13 protein-coding genes are annotated in these 15,148 nt (G+C 75.6%); 5 read left to right on the top strand and 8 right to left on the bottom strand.

The annotated features are described in order from the left end of the window. Positions 1 to 15 precede the first annotated feature (15 nt). A complete protein-coding gene (locus IE287_RS10740; RefSeq protein ID WP_373307828.1) occupies positions 16 to 1,986 on the bottom strand; it encodes an ABC transporter ATP-binding protein in 1,971 nt (656 codons plus the stop codon). Further along, on the bottom strand, positions 1,983 to 3,677 hold the full coding sequence (locus IE287_RS10735; protein WP_189848732.1) for an ABC transporter ATP-binding protein: 1,695 nt from the start codon (positions 3,675 to 3,677) through the stop codon (positions 1,983 to 1,985). Before IE287_RS10735 ends, IE287_RS10740 begins: the two co-directional genes overlap by 4 nt. A 257-nt stretch (positions 3,678 to 3,934) precedes the next feature. Here IE287_RS10735 and IE287_RS10730 point away from each other — a divergent pair, with 257 nt between their 5' ends. The 5 genes from IE287_RS10730 (at position 3,935) to IE287_RS10710 (ending at position 8,803) form a co-directional block, all read left to right on the top strand. Continuing rightward, positions 3,935 to 5,002: a FecCD family ABC transporter permease gene (locus tag IE287_RS10730; RefSeq protein WP_189848731.1), complete on the top strand. Its 1,068-nt coding sequence runs from the start codon at positions 3,935 to 3,937 to the stop codon at positions 5,000 to 5,002. Positions 5,003 to 5,076: 74 nt separating this feature from the next. Beyond that, entirely contained in the window at positions 5,077 to 6,111 is a 1,035-nt protein-coding gene (locus IE287_RS10725) for a FecCD family ABC transporter permease (RefSeq protein WP_229883395.1), read from the top strand. Further along, a complete protein-coding gene (locus IE287_RS10720; protein ID WP_189848729.1) occupies positions 6,108 to 6,980 on the top strand; it encodes an ABC transporter ATP-binding protein in 873 nt (290 codons plus the stop codon). The genes IE287_RS10725 and IE287_RS10720 overlap by 4 nt, the downstream gene beginning before the upstream one ends. A 15-nt stretch (positions 6,981 to 6,995) precedes the next feature. After that, on the top strand, positions 6,996 to 8,576 hold the full coding sequence (locus IE287_RS10715; RefSeq protein WP_189848897.1) for an amidohydrolase: 1,581 nt from the start codon (positions 6,996 to 6,998) through the stop codon (positions 8,574 to 8,576). Further along, positions 8,573 to 8,803 (top strand): hypothetical protein, encoded by a 231-nt coding sequence (locus IE287_RS10710; RefSeq protein ID WP_189848728.1) that lies wholly within the window; start codon positions 8,573 to 8,575, stop codon positions 8,801 to 8,803. The genes IE287_RS10715 and IE287_RS10710 overlap by 4 nt, the downstream gene beginning before the upstream one ends. Before the next feature lie 313 nt (positions 8,804 to 9,116). Here IE287_RS10710 and IE287_RS10705 read toward each other — a convergent pair whose 3' ends face one another. From IE287_RS10705 to IE287_RS10680, 6 genes are all read right to left on the bottom strand, one after another. Further along, positions 9,117 to 10,325: an acetylornithine transaminase gene (locus tag IE287_RS10705; protein ID WP_189848727.1), complete on the bottom strand. Its 1,209-nt coding sequence runs from the start codon at positions 10,323 to 10,325 to the stop codon at positions 9,117 to 9,119. Then, on the bottom strand, positions 10,322 to 11,248 hold the full coding sequence (argB, locus tag IE287_RS10700) for an acetylglutamate kinase (protein ID WP_189848726.1): 927 nt from the start codon (positions 11,246 to 11,248) through the stop codon (positions 10,322 to 10,324). The genes IE287_RS10705 and argB overlap by 4 nt, the downstream gene beginning before the upstream one ends. Positions 11,249 to 11,265: 17 nt before the next feature. After that, entirely contained in the window at positions 11,266 to 12,417 is a 1,152-nt protein-coding gene (gene argJ, locus IE287_RS10695) for a bifunctional glutamate N-acetyltransferase/amino-acid acetyltransferase ArgJ (RefSeq protein WP_189848725.1), read from the bottom strand. Positions 12,418 to 12,526: 109 nt separating this feature from the next. Next, positions 12,527 to 13,564 (bottom strand): N-acetyl-gamma-glutamyl-phosphate reductase, encoded by a 1,038-nt coding sequence (argC, locus tag IE287_RS10690; RefSeq protein ID WP_189848724.1) that lies wholly within the window; start codon positions 13,562 to 13,564, stop codon positions 12,527 to 12,529. 47 nt (positions 13,565 to 13,611) lie between these two features. Further along, on the bottom strand, positions 13,612 to 14,268 hold the full coding sequence (locus IE287_RS10685; RefSeq protein ID WP_189848723.1) for an isochorismatase family protein: 657 nt from the start codon (positions 14,266 to 14,268) through the stop codon (positions 13,612 to 13,614). A 117-nt stretch (positions 14,269 to 14,385) separates the two neighbouring features. Beyond that, on the bottom strand, positions 14,386 to 15,102 hold the full coding sequence (locus IE287_RS10680) for a DUF2470 domain-containing protein (protein ID WP_189848722.1): 717 nt from the start codon (positions 15,100 to 15,102) through the stop codon (positions 14,386 to 14,388). Positions 15,103 to 15,148 lie beyond the last annotated feature (46 nt).

The following is a 15,148-nucleotide window of genomic DNA, read 5'->3' as shown; positions in this document are numbered from 1 at the left end:
CGCCGGGCGGGGGGCCTACCGGCCCCCGCCGAGCGCGGAACCGGCCTCGGAGCGGTCCGAGGGGCCGGGCGCGGGCACGTCCGCGGTGGCGTGACCGGCCGCCCGCGCGCCCGTCGCCAACGGGACGTCCGCCTCCTGCCGGCTGTCCGACCACGCGGCCCACAGCTCCGCGTACCGGCCTCCGGCCGCGACCAGTTCGGTGTGGGTGCCGGTCTCGACGACCCTGCCCCCGTCGAGGACGACGACCCGGTCGGCGGCGGCCGCCTGGGGGAGGCGGTGGGCGACGACCACGCCGGTACGGCCTTCCAGGGCGCGCTCGGCCGCCTCCTCCAGCACCCGGGCGCCGGCACTGCCCGCGTCGGCGGTCGCCTCGTCCAGGATGGCGATCGGCGGATCCGCCAGCACCAGCCGCGCCAGCGCCACGTGCTGGGCCTGCGCGACCGTCAGCCGGTGGCCGCCCTCGCCCACCACGGTGGCGAGGCCCTCGGGCAGGGCCTCCGCCCAGTCGAGGGCGCCCACCGTGGCGAGGGCGCGCCGCAGCTCCTCGTCGGTGGCGTCCGGCCGGGCCAGGCGCAGGTCGGCGCCGAGCGGACCGGCGAAGACGTGCACCTCCTGGCTGATGAGGGTCACCGCGCGCCGGACGCCCTCCGGGCCCAGCTCGCGCACGTCGACCCCGCCGAGGGAGATCGATCCGGCGGTCGGCGTGTGGATGCCGGCGATGACCTTGGCCAGGGTGGTCTTGCCCGCGCCGCTCGCACCGACCAGCGCCACCCGCTCCCCGCCGCGCACGTCGAGGGTGATGCCGGACAGCACCGGGCGTCCGTCGGCGTACGCGTGGCCGAGGCCGGTCACCCGGACGGCGCCGTCGGCCGGTGCCCTCCCGCCCTCCGGGGTCCGCTCGGCGGGCAGGTTCGCCACGCCGATGAGGCGGGCGAAGCTCGCGCCGGCGGACTGGGCGTCGTCGATGAGGTAGAGGGCGGCGTTGACCGGGTTGAAGAGGCTGTGGAAGTACAGGGCGGCGGCGGTGGCGGTGCCGATGCTCACGGACCCGTTCCGGACGAGGAGGAAGCCGGTGCCGAGCATGGCGGCGAGGCCGAGGAACTCGGCCAGGTTCAGCCGGGAGAAGAACCCGGTGACGATGTGCAGCCCGCGCAGCGCCACGTCGCGCGCGGCCCCCGACCGCTCCTCCAGGAGCGCGGCGTGCGGCCCGTTGAGCCGGAAGGCCCGTACGGTGCGCACCCCGCCGATGCTGTCGAGCAGCTGGTGCTGGAGCGCTCCGGTGGCGACGCGGTGCTTCGCGTACACGGGCGCGGCCCGGCGCAGGTACCAGCGGACGGACAGGATCTGGACGGGCACCGCGAGGAGCGCGGCCAGCAGGAACCGCCAGTCCAGGACGGCGAGGCCGGCCAGGGTGAGGACGATCGTCAGCGCGGAGCGGGTGAACTCCGGGAGCGCCTGGCGCACCGACTTGGCGATCATGGAGACGTCGCTGGTGACCCGGGAGACCAGGTCCCCGGAGCCGGCCGCCTCGACGCGTTCGAGGGGCAGCCGCAGCGCCCGCTCGATGAACCGCTCGCGCACGGTGGCGAGCACCGTCTCGCCGAGCCGGGCCACCAGCACGCCGCCGGCCACGGCCGCGGCGCCCCGCGCCAGGGCCACCACGACGAGCAGGACCAGCGGGACCGTCAGGGCCCGCGGTCCCTCGCGCTCCACCACGAGGTCGACGATGTGGCCGAGCAGCGGGGCGGTCAGCAGGCCGATCCCGGTGCCGGCGACGAGCACGAGGGCGGCGGCGACGGCCAGGAGCCGGTGGCCGCGCAGGATCACCCGCAGCGCCGCCAGGCTCTCCGCGCCGCCGGCCGTCGGGAGGAGCGCGCGGCCCGCGTGGTCCGTGCTGGTTCCGCTCATGTCGGTCTCCGTCTGCGTGTCGCCGGTCGGGGGCGTGGTCTCCGTGACGTCCGCGCGGTCGTCGTGCAGGGCGGTCATGCGAGCACCGCCCTGCGGTAGGTCTCGTTCGCGGTGACGAGTTCGGCGTGCCGTCCCTCGGCCGTCACGGTCCCCCCGTCGAGGACGACCACCCGGTCCGTCACCGCGAGGAGCGCCGGACTGGTCGTGACCAGGACGGTGGTCAGCCCCCGGCGGCTCTCCCGCAGGCGGGCGGCGATCCGGGACTCGGTGACCGTGTCCACGGCCGTGGTGGGGTCGTGCAGGACGAGGACCGGGCGGTCGGTGGCGAGCGCCCGGGCGAGCGCGACGCGCTGGCGCTGCCCGCCGGAGAGGGACCGGCCGCGCTCGGCGAGCACCGTGTCCCCGCCGTCCGGCAGCAGCCGGGTCACCTCGTCCGCCGTGGAGGCGGTCAGGGCGGCCTCGACCGACTCCGGGCCGGCGGCCCCCGCCCGCACGTTGTCCAGGAGGCTGCTCTCGAACAGGTCGGCGTCGTGGGGGGAGACGAGCACGCGGCGGCGCAGCAGGTCCGGGTCGAGCTCGGTCAGCGGCACGCCGTCGAGTTCGACGTGCCCGTCGGAGGGGTCCGTCTCGCGGGCGAGGGCGAGGAGGAGGTCCTGGGCGGCGGCCGGATCGCGGGTCACGACGCCGGTGAGGCTGCCGGCCGGGAGGTCGAGGTCGACCCCGCGCAGGTCGCCCAGGTGGACGTTGCGCAGCCGGACGTGCCCGGCGGTGGCGCCGTCGGGGGTCCGCTCGCCGCCGGTGACGGCGGCGGGGGAGGCGAGGACCTCGGCGATGCGGCGGGCGGAGGCCCGGGCCTGGGCGAACTCGGCGTTGGCGTAGGCGAGGAGCTGGAAGGGGGCGAGGAGGAACTGCGCGAGTCCGACCGCGGCGACCAGGTCGCCGACGCTGATGCTGCCGTTCATCGCCAGGTAGGCGCCGACGATGCCGATGACCGCGATGAAGACGCCGGTCAGGGCGAGGAGCGCGCCTTCGTGGCCGGCGCGGCTGCGGGCCGCCCGCAGCGCCGCGGCCAGTGACTCCTGGCTGGTGGTGCGGTAGCGGGCCACGGCCGCGGACTCGGCGCCCATGCCCTTGAGGACGCGGAGGCCGGAGACCAGGTCGGCGGCGACGCCGGAGGCGTGCGCGGCGCTCTCCTGCTCGGTCTCGCTGCGCTGCTCCAGGGGCCGGCTGATGCGGTGGCCGAGCCAGAGCAGGGGCGGGATGCCGAGGAGGACGAGCAGGCCGAGCGGGACGGAGATCCTCAGCAGGGCGACGGCGCTGACCACGAGCGCGGCGATCGCCGCGCAGCCGTAGGGGAGCACGGTGGCGACGGAGCCGACGCGGCGGGCGTCGTTGGTGGCGATGCTGGTGAGCGCGCCGGGCAGGCGGTCGGCGTCGGCGCCGCCGCGCGGGTCGAGGACGCGGGCGCCGAGTTCGAGGCGGAGCCGGTGGGCGGCGTGTTCCCCGGCGCCCTCGGCGATCCTGGCGCTCGTCCGGTAGCAGGTGGACAGCACGAGGAAGAGGACGCCCAGGAGCAGCAGCCAGCGCAGCAGGGCCTGGGTGGAGCCGGTGGCGAACGCCGAGTCGATGGCGGCGCCGATGACCACGGGGACCAGCGCCTCGCACGCCTGGTGGATCATGCCGAGCGCGGACGCCGGGACGACCCTTCGGCGCTGGCCTCTGATCGCCTCGCGGAGGACGAGTCCTCCGGTCGGTCCTCCAACGGGCATGGGACCCTCCATCCGGAGTCATGGGAAAGTTAGGTAAGGCTATCCTGAAGGTCGAGCAGGCGTGGTGCGGCCGAACGTTCCTGCGGGTGAGCGCCCTGACGGGCCATCTCGCCCTGCGCGCAGGCGCGTTGACCCACCGACCACGTTCGGTTAGCCTCGCCTAAGTTGCAAGCCTCGGGTGCGTCGAACCGCCACCTCATCCCTACAGCGCGCGAACGCCCGTGGTACGCGCGCACCGCCGTCAGGGGGAAAAGTCGTTGCCGGTCGAAATCCGGGCGGTGTCCGACGCGGAGGCCGCCCCCGCCGCCCTGCCCGCACCACGCCGCGGCGCCACCGCGCTGCGGGGCGCCGGACTGCTCGTCGTCCTGGCCGCGCTGGTCCTGGTGGGTCTGCTGAGCGTGTGGACGGGCACGCGGGGGATCGCGTTCTCCGCCACGTGGAGCGCGCTCTGGAACCCCGACGGATCCGAGACCTCGGTCATCATCCACGACTACCGCATCCCCCGGACCCTGCTCGGACTGCTCGTCGGCGCGGCCCTGGGACTGTCGGGCGCGCTCATGCAGGCGCTGACCCGCAACCCGCTCGCGGAACCGGGACTGCTCGGCATCAGCCTCGGCTCCTCCGCCGGCGTCGTCGTCGCCATCGCCTTCCTGGGGGTGGGATCCGTCCTCGGGTACGTGTGGTTCGCCTTCCTCGGCGCGGCCCTCGCCTCCGCGGTCGTCCACCTGCTCGGCTCGGCCGGACGCCAGCTCGCGACCCCCGACCGCCTGGTGGTCGCCGGCGCCGCGGTGACGGCGGTGCTGTACGCCTTCAACTCGGCGGTCCTGCTGCTGAACCCGCGCGCCTTCGACCAGTTCCGCTTCTGGACGGTGGGCTCGCTCGCCGGCCGGTACCTCGACGTCGTGTACGTGGTCCTGCCGTTCGTGGCGACCGGACTGGTGATCGCCCTGCTGCTCGGCCCCTCGCTCAACGCCCTCGCCCTGGGCGACCAGATGGGCCGGGCGCTGGGCGTGAACGTCCACCGGACCCGGATCCTCGGCGCCGTCGGCGTCATGCTGCTCTGCGGCGCCGCGACCGCCGCCGCCGGACCGATCGCCTTCGTCGGCCTCGTCGTCCCGCACCTCGCGCGCTTCGTCGTCGGCCCGGACCAGCGCTGGGTGCTCGCCTATTCGATGCTGCTCGCCCCCGTCCTGCTCATCGGCGCGGACGTCCTGGGCCGGGTGATGGGCGCGCCGGGCGAGGTCCAGGTGGGCATCGTCACCGCGTTCCTGGGCGCACCCGTCTTCCTCGCGCTGTGCCGACGCCGAAAGCTGGTCATGCTGTGAGCACCGCACACGACACGCCCCCCGCCCCTCCGGCGCCCGCGACCGCCGCAGGCCGCCGGGTCCACCGGCCGCGCGTGATCACCGGAACCGTCCTGCGCGCCGGCGGACTGTCGGTACGGGTACGGGGCCGGGCCCTCGTCGTGACGGCCGCGGCCCTCGCCGCCCTGGTCGCGGTCGCGCTCGTCAGCCTCACGACCGGCGACTACGAGCTGTCCGTCGGCGAGGTCGTCCGGGCACTGGCCGGACAGGACTCGGGCGGCGCCGACTTCATCGTCAACACCCTGCGCCTGCCCCGCCTGCTCACCGCCCTCGCGGTCGGCGCCGCCCTCGCCGTCAGCGGCGCGCTCCTGACCAGCCTGACCGGCAACGCGCTGGGCAGCCCGGACGTCATCGGCTTCACCAACGGTTCGGCCGTCGGCGCGCTCACCGTCATCATCCTGATGCACGGCAGCATGACCCAGATCGCGGCCGGCGCCCTCGTCGGAGGCCTCGCCACCGCCGCCGCCGTCCACCTCCTCATGCTCGGCCGCGGACTGCACGGCTTCCGCCTGATCGTCACCGGCATCGGCGTCAGCGCCCTCCTCCTCGCCGTCAACTCCTACCTGATCACCCGGGCGACCTTCCAGGAGGCCCTGGAGGCCCAGGCGTGGCTGATCGGCAGCCTCGGCAACCGCGGCTGGATCCACGCCCAGGCCATCCTCCTGGCCTGCGCGGTCCTCCTCCCGCCCGCCTTCGTCCTCTCCCGCCGGCTCTCCATGGTCGAGATGGGCGACCTCACCGCCACCGCCCTCGGCGTGGACGTCACCCGCACCCGCGCGACGCTCCTCGTCGTCAGCGTCGCCCTGGCCGCCTTCGCCACCGCCGTGACCGGCCCGATCTGGTTCATCGCCCTGGCCGCGCCCCAGCTCGCCCGGCGCCTGACCCGCACCGCCGGCCCCGCCCTGCTGCCCGCCGCGCTCACCGGCGCGCTGCTCCTCGCCGGCAGCGACCTCGCCGCCCAGCGCCTGTTCGCCCCGGCCCTCCTCCCCGTCGGCACGGCCACCGGCACCATCGGCGGGCTGTACCTGATCTGGCTGTTGATCACCGAGTCGCGAAAGAGCCGCGCATGACAGCAACGCACACCCCCACGCCCCGGCTGCGCGCCGAGGACCTGACGCTCTCCTACGACCAGCGGACGGTCGCCACCCACCTCGGCGTCGACATCCCGGACCACTCCTTCACCGTCATCATCGGACCCAACGCCTGCGGCAAGTCCACCCTCCTCAAGGCGCTCGCCCGGATGCTGAAGCCCCGCCACGGGCAGGTCTACCTCGACGGCGCCGCCATCGCCTCGTACCGCTCCCGCGAGGTCGCCCGCCGCATCGGACTCCTCCCGCAGACCTCCACGGCCCCCGGCGGCATCACCGTCGGCGACCTCGTCGCCCGCGGCCGCTACCCCCACCAGGGGCTCCTCAAGCAGTGGTCCGCCGACGACGAGACGGCCGTCGTCGACGCCATGCGGCAGACCGGCGTCCTCGAACTCGCCGACCGGCCCGTCGACGACCTCTCCGGCGGCCAGCGCCAGCGCGTCTGGCTCTCCATGGTCCTCGCCCAGCAGACCTCGCTGCTCCTCCTCGACGAGCCCACCACCTTCCTCGACATCGCCCACCAGGTGGACGTCCTCGACCTCTGCGCCGACCTCCACGCCCGCAAGGGCCACACCGTCGTCGCCGTCCTGCACGACCTCAACCAGGCCTGCCGCTACGCCACCCACCTCGTCGTCATGCGCCCCGGCGGCACCGTCGCCGCCGAAGGCGCCCCCGCCGACGTCATGACCGCGGAACTCGTCGAGGACGTCTTCGGCCTGGCCTGCCGCATCATCGACGACCCCGAGACCGGCACCCCCCTCATGATCCCCGCCGCACCCCGGCGGTTCGCGCCCGAGGACGGCGAAGGGCACGGCCGGTCGCCCGAATCCGTGATGGCCGAACCCCGTTAGGACGGACAGCCCATGATGCTCTGTACGAGGCTGACGAACGCGAACATCCTCACCATGGACCCGGACCACCCGGTCGCCCGCGACCTGGGCATCTGGCGGGGCCGCGTCGTCGGCGTGGACGAGGCCGTGACCTCGCTGCCCGCCCGGGAGGTCGTCGACCTCCAGGGGGCCACCGTGCTGCCGGGGTTCATCGACAGCCACGTGCACCTCTCGTGGGCCGGACTCAAGGCGCGCACCCCCAGCATCGCCGGGCTCACCCGCGTGGAGGAGGTCCTCCGGGCCGTGGAGGAGGCGGCCACGCGCGGCGGCGGACCCGGCTCCTGGGTCGCCATCGGCGGCTACGACCAGCGGGTCCTCGGCCGGCACCTCACCGCCGCCGAACTGGACCGGGTCGGCCACGGGCGCCGGATCTTCCTCATGCACGACTCCGGCCACGCCTGCGTCGTCAACACCGCGGTGCTCGACCTGCTCCCTGCCGACGTCCCCCACGAGGACGGCCTCCTCGTGGAGGGCGCCATGGGCGCCGCGCGGAAGCTGCGGCTGCCGTACTCCCAGGCCGAGCTCGCCGACGCCATCGAGCACGCCGGCCGCGCCTGCCTCGCGGAGGGCATCACGGCCTGCGCCGAGGCCGGCATCGGCGGAGGGCTGCTCGGGCACAGCGCCGTCGAGCTCGGCGCGTACCAGCTCCTGCGCGACGAGGGCCGGCTGCCCCTGAGGGTCCAGCTCATGCCCGGCGGCGACACCCTGAAGCCGGTCCGCGCCCACGAGCACGACGGCATACCCCGCGCGCTCGACCTCGGTCTGCGCACCGGCTTCGGCGACGACTGGCTCTCCGTCGGCGCGCTCAAGATCTACACCGACGGCGGGATGATGGCCCGGACGGCCGCCCTCACCGAGCCGTACGAGGGGACGGAGCACACCGGACAGCTCCAGGACGACCCCGAACGGCTCACCGACCTCATCGTGGACGGCCACCTCGCCGGCTGGCAGCTCGCCGTGCACGCCATCGGCGACCGCGCGGCCGACCTCGCCCTCGACGCCCTGGAGCAGGCGCAGAAGGCGCGCCCCCGCCCCGACGCCCGGCACCGCGTCGAGCACGCCGGGCTGATCCGCCCCGACCAGCTCCCGCGCTTCGCCCGGCTCGGCGTCAGCGCGGTGGTCCAGCCCAACTTCCTGCGCTACTTCGGCGACGACTACGCCGACGTCATGGGGGAGCGGCGGGCCCCCTGGATGTACCGGGGCCGCGGCTTCCTCGACCACGGCGTGACCCTCGTCGGCAGCTCCGACCGGCCCGTCACGGACGGCTCCCCGCTGCGCGCCGTCCAGTTCATGGTCGAGCGCACCTCCGTCTCCGGCCGGCCGATCGGACCCGACGAGGCCGTCACCGTGGACGAGGCGCTGCGGGCCTACACCGTCGCCGGCGCGTACGCCTGCCGCTGGGACGACAGCGCGGGCGTCCTCGCCCCGGGGAAGCGCGCCGACCTCGTCGTGCTGGGGGACGACCCGCGGCGCGTCGACCCCTCCCGGATCGGCGGGATCGAGGTCGTGTCGACCGTCGTCGACGGCCGCGAGGCCACCGGGGAGGCCAGGCCGTGAGCGGCGACGGAAACCTCCCGGAGCGCTTCGCCGAGCTGTGGGAGCCCCCGGCCGTGCCGCCGCGCTGGGTCATCTGGCACACGGGCGCCGACGAACCGATGGTCTTCGACCGGAGCTCCAACCTCCCGGTCGACGTCGACGACCGGCTCCTCCCGGAAGTCCTGCGCCGCATGCGGACGGCCGGAGCCCCGGAGACCGACGACTACCCGGGCGGCCCCTGCGCGTAGCACCCCGCCCGCCGGGCCGGCACCGGCCCGGCCCCTCCGCGCTGTGGCTCCGGCGGGCTCGGTCCCTCCGTCCGTGGCCTGCCGGGTCCGGCCTTCCGGTCGTGTGGCCCCGCCGTGCCCGGCTCCTCCGGCGGTGGTTCTGCCGGGTCCGGCCTCCCGGTCCCGTGGCCCCGCCGGGTCCGGTCCTTCCGCCCCCGGTCCCGCGGGCATGCCGACGGCACCTCACCGGGCGGGTCGCCCCGTCCGGTGAGGTGCCGTGATGCCGGCCGCGCCGGCGGGCCGCGGTGTCACGGCCCGTCCGCTCGCGCCGCCGTCAGGTGCCGCCGTCCGCCGAGGCGTCGAGGATCCCGGGGAGGGCCGACACGAGGGCCGCGGCCTCTTCCTCCTCCAGCGTCAGGGCGGGGGCCAGCCGGACGACGGCGGGTCCCGCCGCGTTCACCAGGAAGCCGGCGTCCTGCGCGGCCCGCCGGACCCGCTCGGCGACCGGCTCGGCGAGGACGATCGCCAGGAGCAGCCCGGCCCCCCGCACCTCGCGGACCAGGGGGTGCCCCGACGTCTCGACGCCGCGCCGCAGCAGGGCTCCCACCCGCGCGACCCGGGCGAGCAGCCCTTCCTTCTCGATGGTCTCCAGGACCGCGAGCCCGGCCGCGCACGCCAGGGGGTTGCCGCCGAAGGTGGAGCCGTGCTGACCGGGGGTCAGCAGCTCCGCGGCCGCGCCGAAGGCGACCGCGGCGCCGATCGGCAGTCCGCCGCCGAGCCCCTTGGCCAGGACGACCACATCGGGGTCGACGCCGGGGTCCGCCTGGTGCGCGAACCACCGGCCGGTGCGGCCGATCCCGGTCTGCACCTCGTCGAGGACGAGGAGGCTGCCCGCGGCCCGGGTGATCGCGCGCGCGGCGCGCAGGTACCCCTCGGGGGCGGGAAGGACCCCGCCCTCGCCCTGGACCGGTTCGAGCACCACGGCCGCGGTCCGCTCCGTGACGGCCGCGCGGAGCGCCGCCACGTCGCCGAAGGGGACGTGCGTCACCTCTCCCGGCAGGGGCAGGAAGGGCGCGCGCTTGGCGGGCTGGCCGGTGAGGGCCAGCGCTCCCACGGTCCGCCCGTGGAAGCCCCCCTCGGCCGCGACCAGGTGCGGACGCCCCGTCCTGCGGGCGATCTTGAAGGCGGCCTCGACCGCCTCGGCCCCCGAGTTCGCGAAGAACACCCGCCCCCCGCGCCCGGGGGCGCCCAGCAGCTCCAGGAGCCGCTCCGCGAGGGCGACGGGAGGCTCGGAGACGAACAGGTTCGACACGTGCCCGAGCCGGGCGGCCTGGTCGCGGACGGCCGTGACGAACGCCGGGTGGGCGTGGCCGAGGGCGTTGACCGCGATTCCGCCGGTGAAGTCGGTGTACGCGCGCCCGGACTCGTCCCACACCGTGCTGCCCTCACCCCTGACCAGGGCCAGCGGGGGAGTGCCGTAGGTGTCCATCATCGCCGCGCGCCACCGGTCGGCGAGCGCCGGCGTCGTGCTGTCGGGAATCATGCGTGGTCCTCCTCGGCGCGGGGCCCGGCCGGCCCGGTCGTGTCGTCCGGCACCACCGTCGTGCCGGGGCCGTGCTCGGCGGCGATGCCGTCCAGGAGCGCGTGCGGCACCCGGCCGTCGATGACCTGGGCCCTGCCGACGCCCGCGCGCACCGCCCGCAGACAGCCCTCCATCTTCGGCAGCATGCCGCTCGCGAGGCCCGGCAGCAGTCCGTCCAGCTCCGCGGCCGTCAGCCGCTCGATCACCTCGGTGCTGTGCGGCCAGTCCGCGTACAGCCCCCGGACGTCGGTGAGCACCACGAGCCGGTCGGCGCCGAGCGCGACCGCCAGCGCCGAGGCCGCGAGATCCGCGTTGACGTTGTAGACCTGGTGGTCGTCCCCCCGCGCGATCGGGGAGACGACCGGGATGCGGCCCCCGCCCAGTAAGGCCCGGACGGCGTCCGGCGCCACGGCCACGACCTCGCCCACCAGGCCGATGTCCACGGGGCGTCCGTCGACCTCGGCGCGGCGCCGCACCGCGGTGAGCGTGTGCGCGTCCTCTCCCGACAGGCCCACGGCGAGCGGGCCGTGGGCGTTGATCGCCCCGACGAGTTCGCGCTGGATGCGCCCCGTCAGCACCATCCGGACCACGTCCATGGTCTCCGGCGTCGTCACCCGCAGCCCCGCCTCGAACCTGGTCTCCAGACCGAGCCGGTCGAGCATGGCGCTGATCTGGGGTCCGCCCCCGTGTACCACGACCGGCCGCACGCCGGCGCGCCACAGCTCCACGACGTCGCGGGCGAACGCCTCCAGGAGCGCCCCGTCCACCATGGCGTTGCCGCCGAACTTCACGACGACCGTGCGGCCCCGCAGCTCCTCGCGCCAGCGGGCCGCCGCGGCCGGCGGGGCGGCCGGCGCGACCGGGCGCGCGACTGTCGTACCCATCGGTGTCCCCCTCCCGCTCACGAGCTGTAGGCGCTGTTCTCGTGGACGTACTCGGCCGTGAGGTCGTTGGTCCAGACGACCGCAGAGGCGTCACCGGCGCGCAGGTCGACCGTGACGGTGATCCGGCGGCCGGAGAGGACCGCCTTCTCCCGGGGCTCGCCCGCCGCGCCGTCCCGGCACACCCAGACGCCGTTGATCGCCACGTCCAGCCGGTCGGGGTCGAAGACGGCGTCCGTCGTGCCGATCGCCGAGAGCACCCGGCCCCAGTTGGGGTCCTCCCCGTGCAGCGCGCACTTGAGGAGGTTGTTGCGGGCCACGGAGCGGCCGACGGTGACGGCGTCCCGTTCCGTGGCCGCGCCGACCACCTCGATCTCGATCTCCTTCGACGCCCCTTCGGCGTCCGCGACGAGCTGCCGCGCCAGGTCGGCGCAGACGGCGTGCACGGCCTCGGTGAACTCGCCGGCGTCCGGGACCTCGCCCGAGGCGCCGGAGGCGAGCAGCAGGACGGTGTCGTTGGTGGACATGCAGCCGTCCGAGTCCACCCGGTCGAAGGTCGTGCGGACGGCCGCGCGCAGCGCGGAGTCGAGCAGCGCGCCGCTCGCGTCGGCGTCCGTGGTGAGGACGACGAGCATCGTGGCGAGTCCGGGGGCGAGCATGCCCGCGCCCTTCGCCATGCCGCCGACCGTCCAGCCGGACCGTGCGACGGCGGCGGTCTTGTGCACCGAGTCCGTCGTCATGACGGCCCTGGCGGCGTCCCCGCCGCCGAGGGGCGACAGCGCGTCCGCCGCGGTGCCTATGCCGGCCCGGACGCGGTCCATGGGCAGCCGGACGCCGATCAGGCCGGTGGAGCAGACGGCGACCTCGTCCGGGTCCACGCCCACCGCGTCCGCCGTGCGTTCGGCCATGGCCCTGGTGTCGAGCGCGCCCGCCTCGCCGGTGCAGGCGTTGGCCCCGCCGGAGTTGAGGACGACGGCGGAGACCCGCCGGCCGGCGAGGACGCGCCGGGACCAGCGGACCGGCGCCGCCTGCACGCGGTTCGAGGTGAACACCCCGGCGGCGGCGCGGGACGGTCCCCGGTTCACCACCAGGGCGAGGTCGGGGCTCCCGGACTCCTTGATCCCGGCGGCCACGCCGCTCGCGAGGAACCCCTGGGCAGCGGTGACGGTCACAGTGCCTCTCCGTTCGCTTCTTCGCCCGCGTGGCGCGGGGACCTTGGCTTCGTCGTCCGCGGATCCGCGGACGGGCCCGCACCCGCGGGGGGCGTGGGGAGGTGTCCGCTCACGGAGCCACTCCGTCCGTGGGCAGGCCCAGTCGCTCCGGCAGGCCGAGGGCGACGTTCATGCACTGCACCGCGCCACCGGCGGTGCCCTTGGTCAGGTTGTCGATCGCGCTCACACAGATCAGGCGGCGCGCCCCGGGGTCCACGGCCACCTGGAGCAGGGCGGTGTTGGAGCCGAGGACCGAAGCGGTGGAGGGCCACCGGCCGGGCGGGAGCACCTGGACGAACGGTTCGTCGGCGTAGACCGCCTCGTAGACCGCGCGCACCTCCTCCTCGCTCCCGCCGGCGGTGCCGGGCCGGAGCCGGGCCGAGCAGGTGGCGAGGATGCCGCGCGGCATGGGGGCGAGCGTGGGGGTGAAGGACACGGTCACGTGCTCGCCGGCCGCCAGGGAGAGGTTCTGGGTGAGTTCGGGGGTGTGCCGGTGACCGCCGCCGACCCCGTACGGCGTCATCGACCCCATCACCTCGGCGCCGAGCAGATGGGGGCGGAGCGCCCGTCCGGCGCCCGAGGTGCCGCTGGCCGCGACGACCACGGCCTCGGGTTCCACCAGGCGGTGCGTGTAGGCGGGGAACAGCGCCAGGGTCACCGCGGTGGGGAAGCAGCCGGGGACGGCGATGCGGGTGGCGCCCTCGAGTTCGTCGCGGGCGCCCGGGAGTTCGGGGAGTCCGTACGGCCACGTGCCCGCGTGCGCGGAGCCGTAGAACCGCCGCCAGGCGGCCGGATCGCGCAGGCGGAAGTCGGCGCCGCAGTCGATGACGAGGGTGTCCGGTGCCAACTCCGCAGCCAGGGAGGCCGACTGGCCGTGCGGGAGGGCGAGGAAGACCACGTCGTGCCCGGACAGGTTCTCCGCCGTGGTCTCCTCCAGGACCCGGTCGGCCAGGCTGTGCGCTTGCGGGTGTGCCTCCCCGAGTGTCCGGCCCGCGCTGCTGTGCGCGGTGACGGTGCCGATCTCCACCTCGGGGTGCGAGGTGAGCAGACGCAGGATCTCTCCGCCGGCGTAGCCACTGGCTCCGGCCACCGCGACCCGTAGGGCCATGTTCTTCCGTCTCCTGTTGTCGAGGTGCGGTTGGAAAGGGGACGCCGTCACGCGTCGCGCGGGGCGCGGCCGAGCAGCAGGTCGCGCAGGAGCGCGTCGGTCGTGCAGACCACACCGCTGCGCGCGGCCCAGCGCAGGGCCATGGCGTGCTCCTCGGCGGAGAAGTCCGCCACGGCGTCGGCGACGACGAAGGGCTGGATGTCGTTCATGAAGGCGTCCGCCGCGGTCAGCAGGACGCCGAGGTGGGCGTAGACGCCGCAGACGATCAGCTGGTCGCGGCCCTCCTCGCGGAGCACGCGGCCGAGGTGGCTGCGGAGGAAGGCGTTGGCGCGCACGTGGGGCAGCACGTGCTCGCCGGTGCGGGGGGCGAGCGGGGCCACGAACGCGGACTCCTCGGGGTCGTCCCCGATGCCCGGGCCCCACACCTCGCCCACGAGGCCGCGCCGGCCGGGCGACTGGCCCGCCGGTTCGGCGGTGAAGACGACCGGCATGCCGAGCGTGCCCGCGAGCTCCCGCAGCGCGGCGATGTTCTCGACGAGTTCCACGACGGGCGACCGCCCCGCGGGGAAGGCCCGGACGAAGTGGTGCTGCATGTCGTGGACGAGGAGCGCGGCCCGCGCGGGGTCGACGCTCCAGGAGGCGCACGAGCGGGGGAGCGCGGTCCGGTCCGGCATGGGGTAGGACTCGATGACAGGCAAGCCCATGAAGGGTCCCTCCCCGGCGAACCGGCTCGTGGTCGAGCCCGTGGAACCGAACTGGTGGGTGGGGCCGGCGACGTGCGGTGCGCCGGCCGTGGCGTGGACGGGGTGGCGGCGGTTCCGTCAGGGACGGGACCGCGCGGAGGAGTGGTGCGGGCACCGGCAGGGCGCCGACAGCAGCCGCCGGATCCGCTCGCCCGCCTCCGCGGCGTCGCGGGCGGGGGCCGGGAACGGCAGACGGAGGTCGCGGTGGCCGCCGTCGTACTCGCAGCGGAGCGTGAGCGAGCGGCTGTCCAGGGCGTAGGGAACGACCCGGACGACGCCGGCGGGAAGCCGGTGTCCGGCCAGGGCCGGCAGCCGCCGCGTCAGGTCGGCGTGGGCGTCGGCGAGATGGGTCAGCAGGGCGGCCTCCTCGACGGCGAGGGGGTCGGCCTCCGCCCGGGCCAGTTCCCCGGGTCCCACGTCCACCGCTCCCGCCGGAGTGCCGAGCCGGACGAGGGTGGCCTCCAGGCGCAGGTCGTCGCCGTCCGCCGGGGTGAGGCGGCCGAAGACGCTCACCCTCGCCCGTACGCGGCGGCGGACGGCGGCCGGGGCGATGTCGGTGAACTCCAGCAGGGCGGCCCGGCCGCCGCGGGGCGCCTCGGCGGGGTCACGGTCCGGCGGGGTGTCGTTCCGGAGGTGGAGGGTGATGGCCCCGTCGGGGCCGACGGTGTGCATGCCGATCAGGTCGTACTCCTGCCCGGCGGTCCTGAGGGACAGCGAGACCGCGCGCGCCAGGACGGTGCGCACGTGCTCCGCCGCGCTCGGCCCGGTGGGGGCGACGGTGCCATGCGTGCTCAACGGGACTCCCTGCGGACGAAGGGGCGAACGGACACGGGGGCGGACG

It is taken from the genome of Streptomyces omiyaensis (assembly GCF_014650895.1).
GTDB lineage: Bacteria > Actinomycetota > Actinomycetes > Streptomycetales > Streptomycetaceae > Streptomyces > Streptomyces omiyaensis.
Note: the sequence above shows the minus strand (reverse complement) of the source record. Positions and strands in the feature narration are given on the sequence as shown.

Bases quoted from the DNA above. Each gene is read 5' to 3' on its own strand.
- IE287_RS10705 (WP_189848727.1), bottom strand. From the start codon at position 10,325: ATGATTCCCGACAGCACGACGCCGGCGCTCGCCGACCGGTGGCGCGCG.
- IE287_RS10740 (WP_373307828.1), bottom strand. From the start codon at position 1,986: ATGACCGCCCTGCACGACGACCGCGCGGACGTCACGGAGACCACGCCC.
- argC (WP_189848724.1), bottom strand. From the start codon at position 13,564: ATGGCCCTACGGGTCGCGGTGGCCGGAGCCAGTGGCTACGCCGGCGGA.
- IE287_RS10720 (WP_189848729.1), top strand. From the start codon at position 6,108: ATGACAGCAACGCACACCCCCACGCCCCGGCTGCGCGCCGAGGACCTG.
- IE287_RS10715 (WP_189848897.1), top strand. From the start codon at position 6,996: ATGCTCTGTACGAGGCTGACGAACGCGAACATCCTCACCATGGACCCG.
- IE287_RS10685 (WP_189848723.1), bottom strand. From the start codon at position 14,268: ATGGGCTTGCCTGTCATCGAGTCCTACCCCATGCCGGACCGGACCGCG.
- argB (WP_189848726.1), bottom strand. From the start codon at position 11,248: ATGGGTACGACAGTCGCGCGCCCGGTCGCGCCGGCCGCCCCGCCGGCC.
- IE287_RS10735 (WP_189848732.1), bottom strand. From the start codon at position 3,677: ATGCCCGTTGGAGGACCGACCGGAGGACTCGTCCTCCGCGAGGCGATC.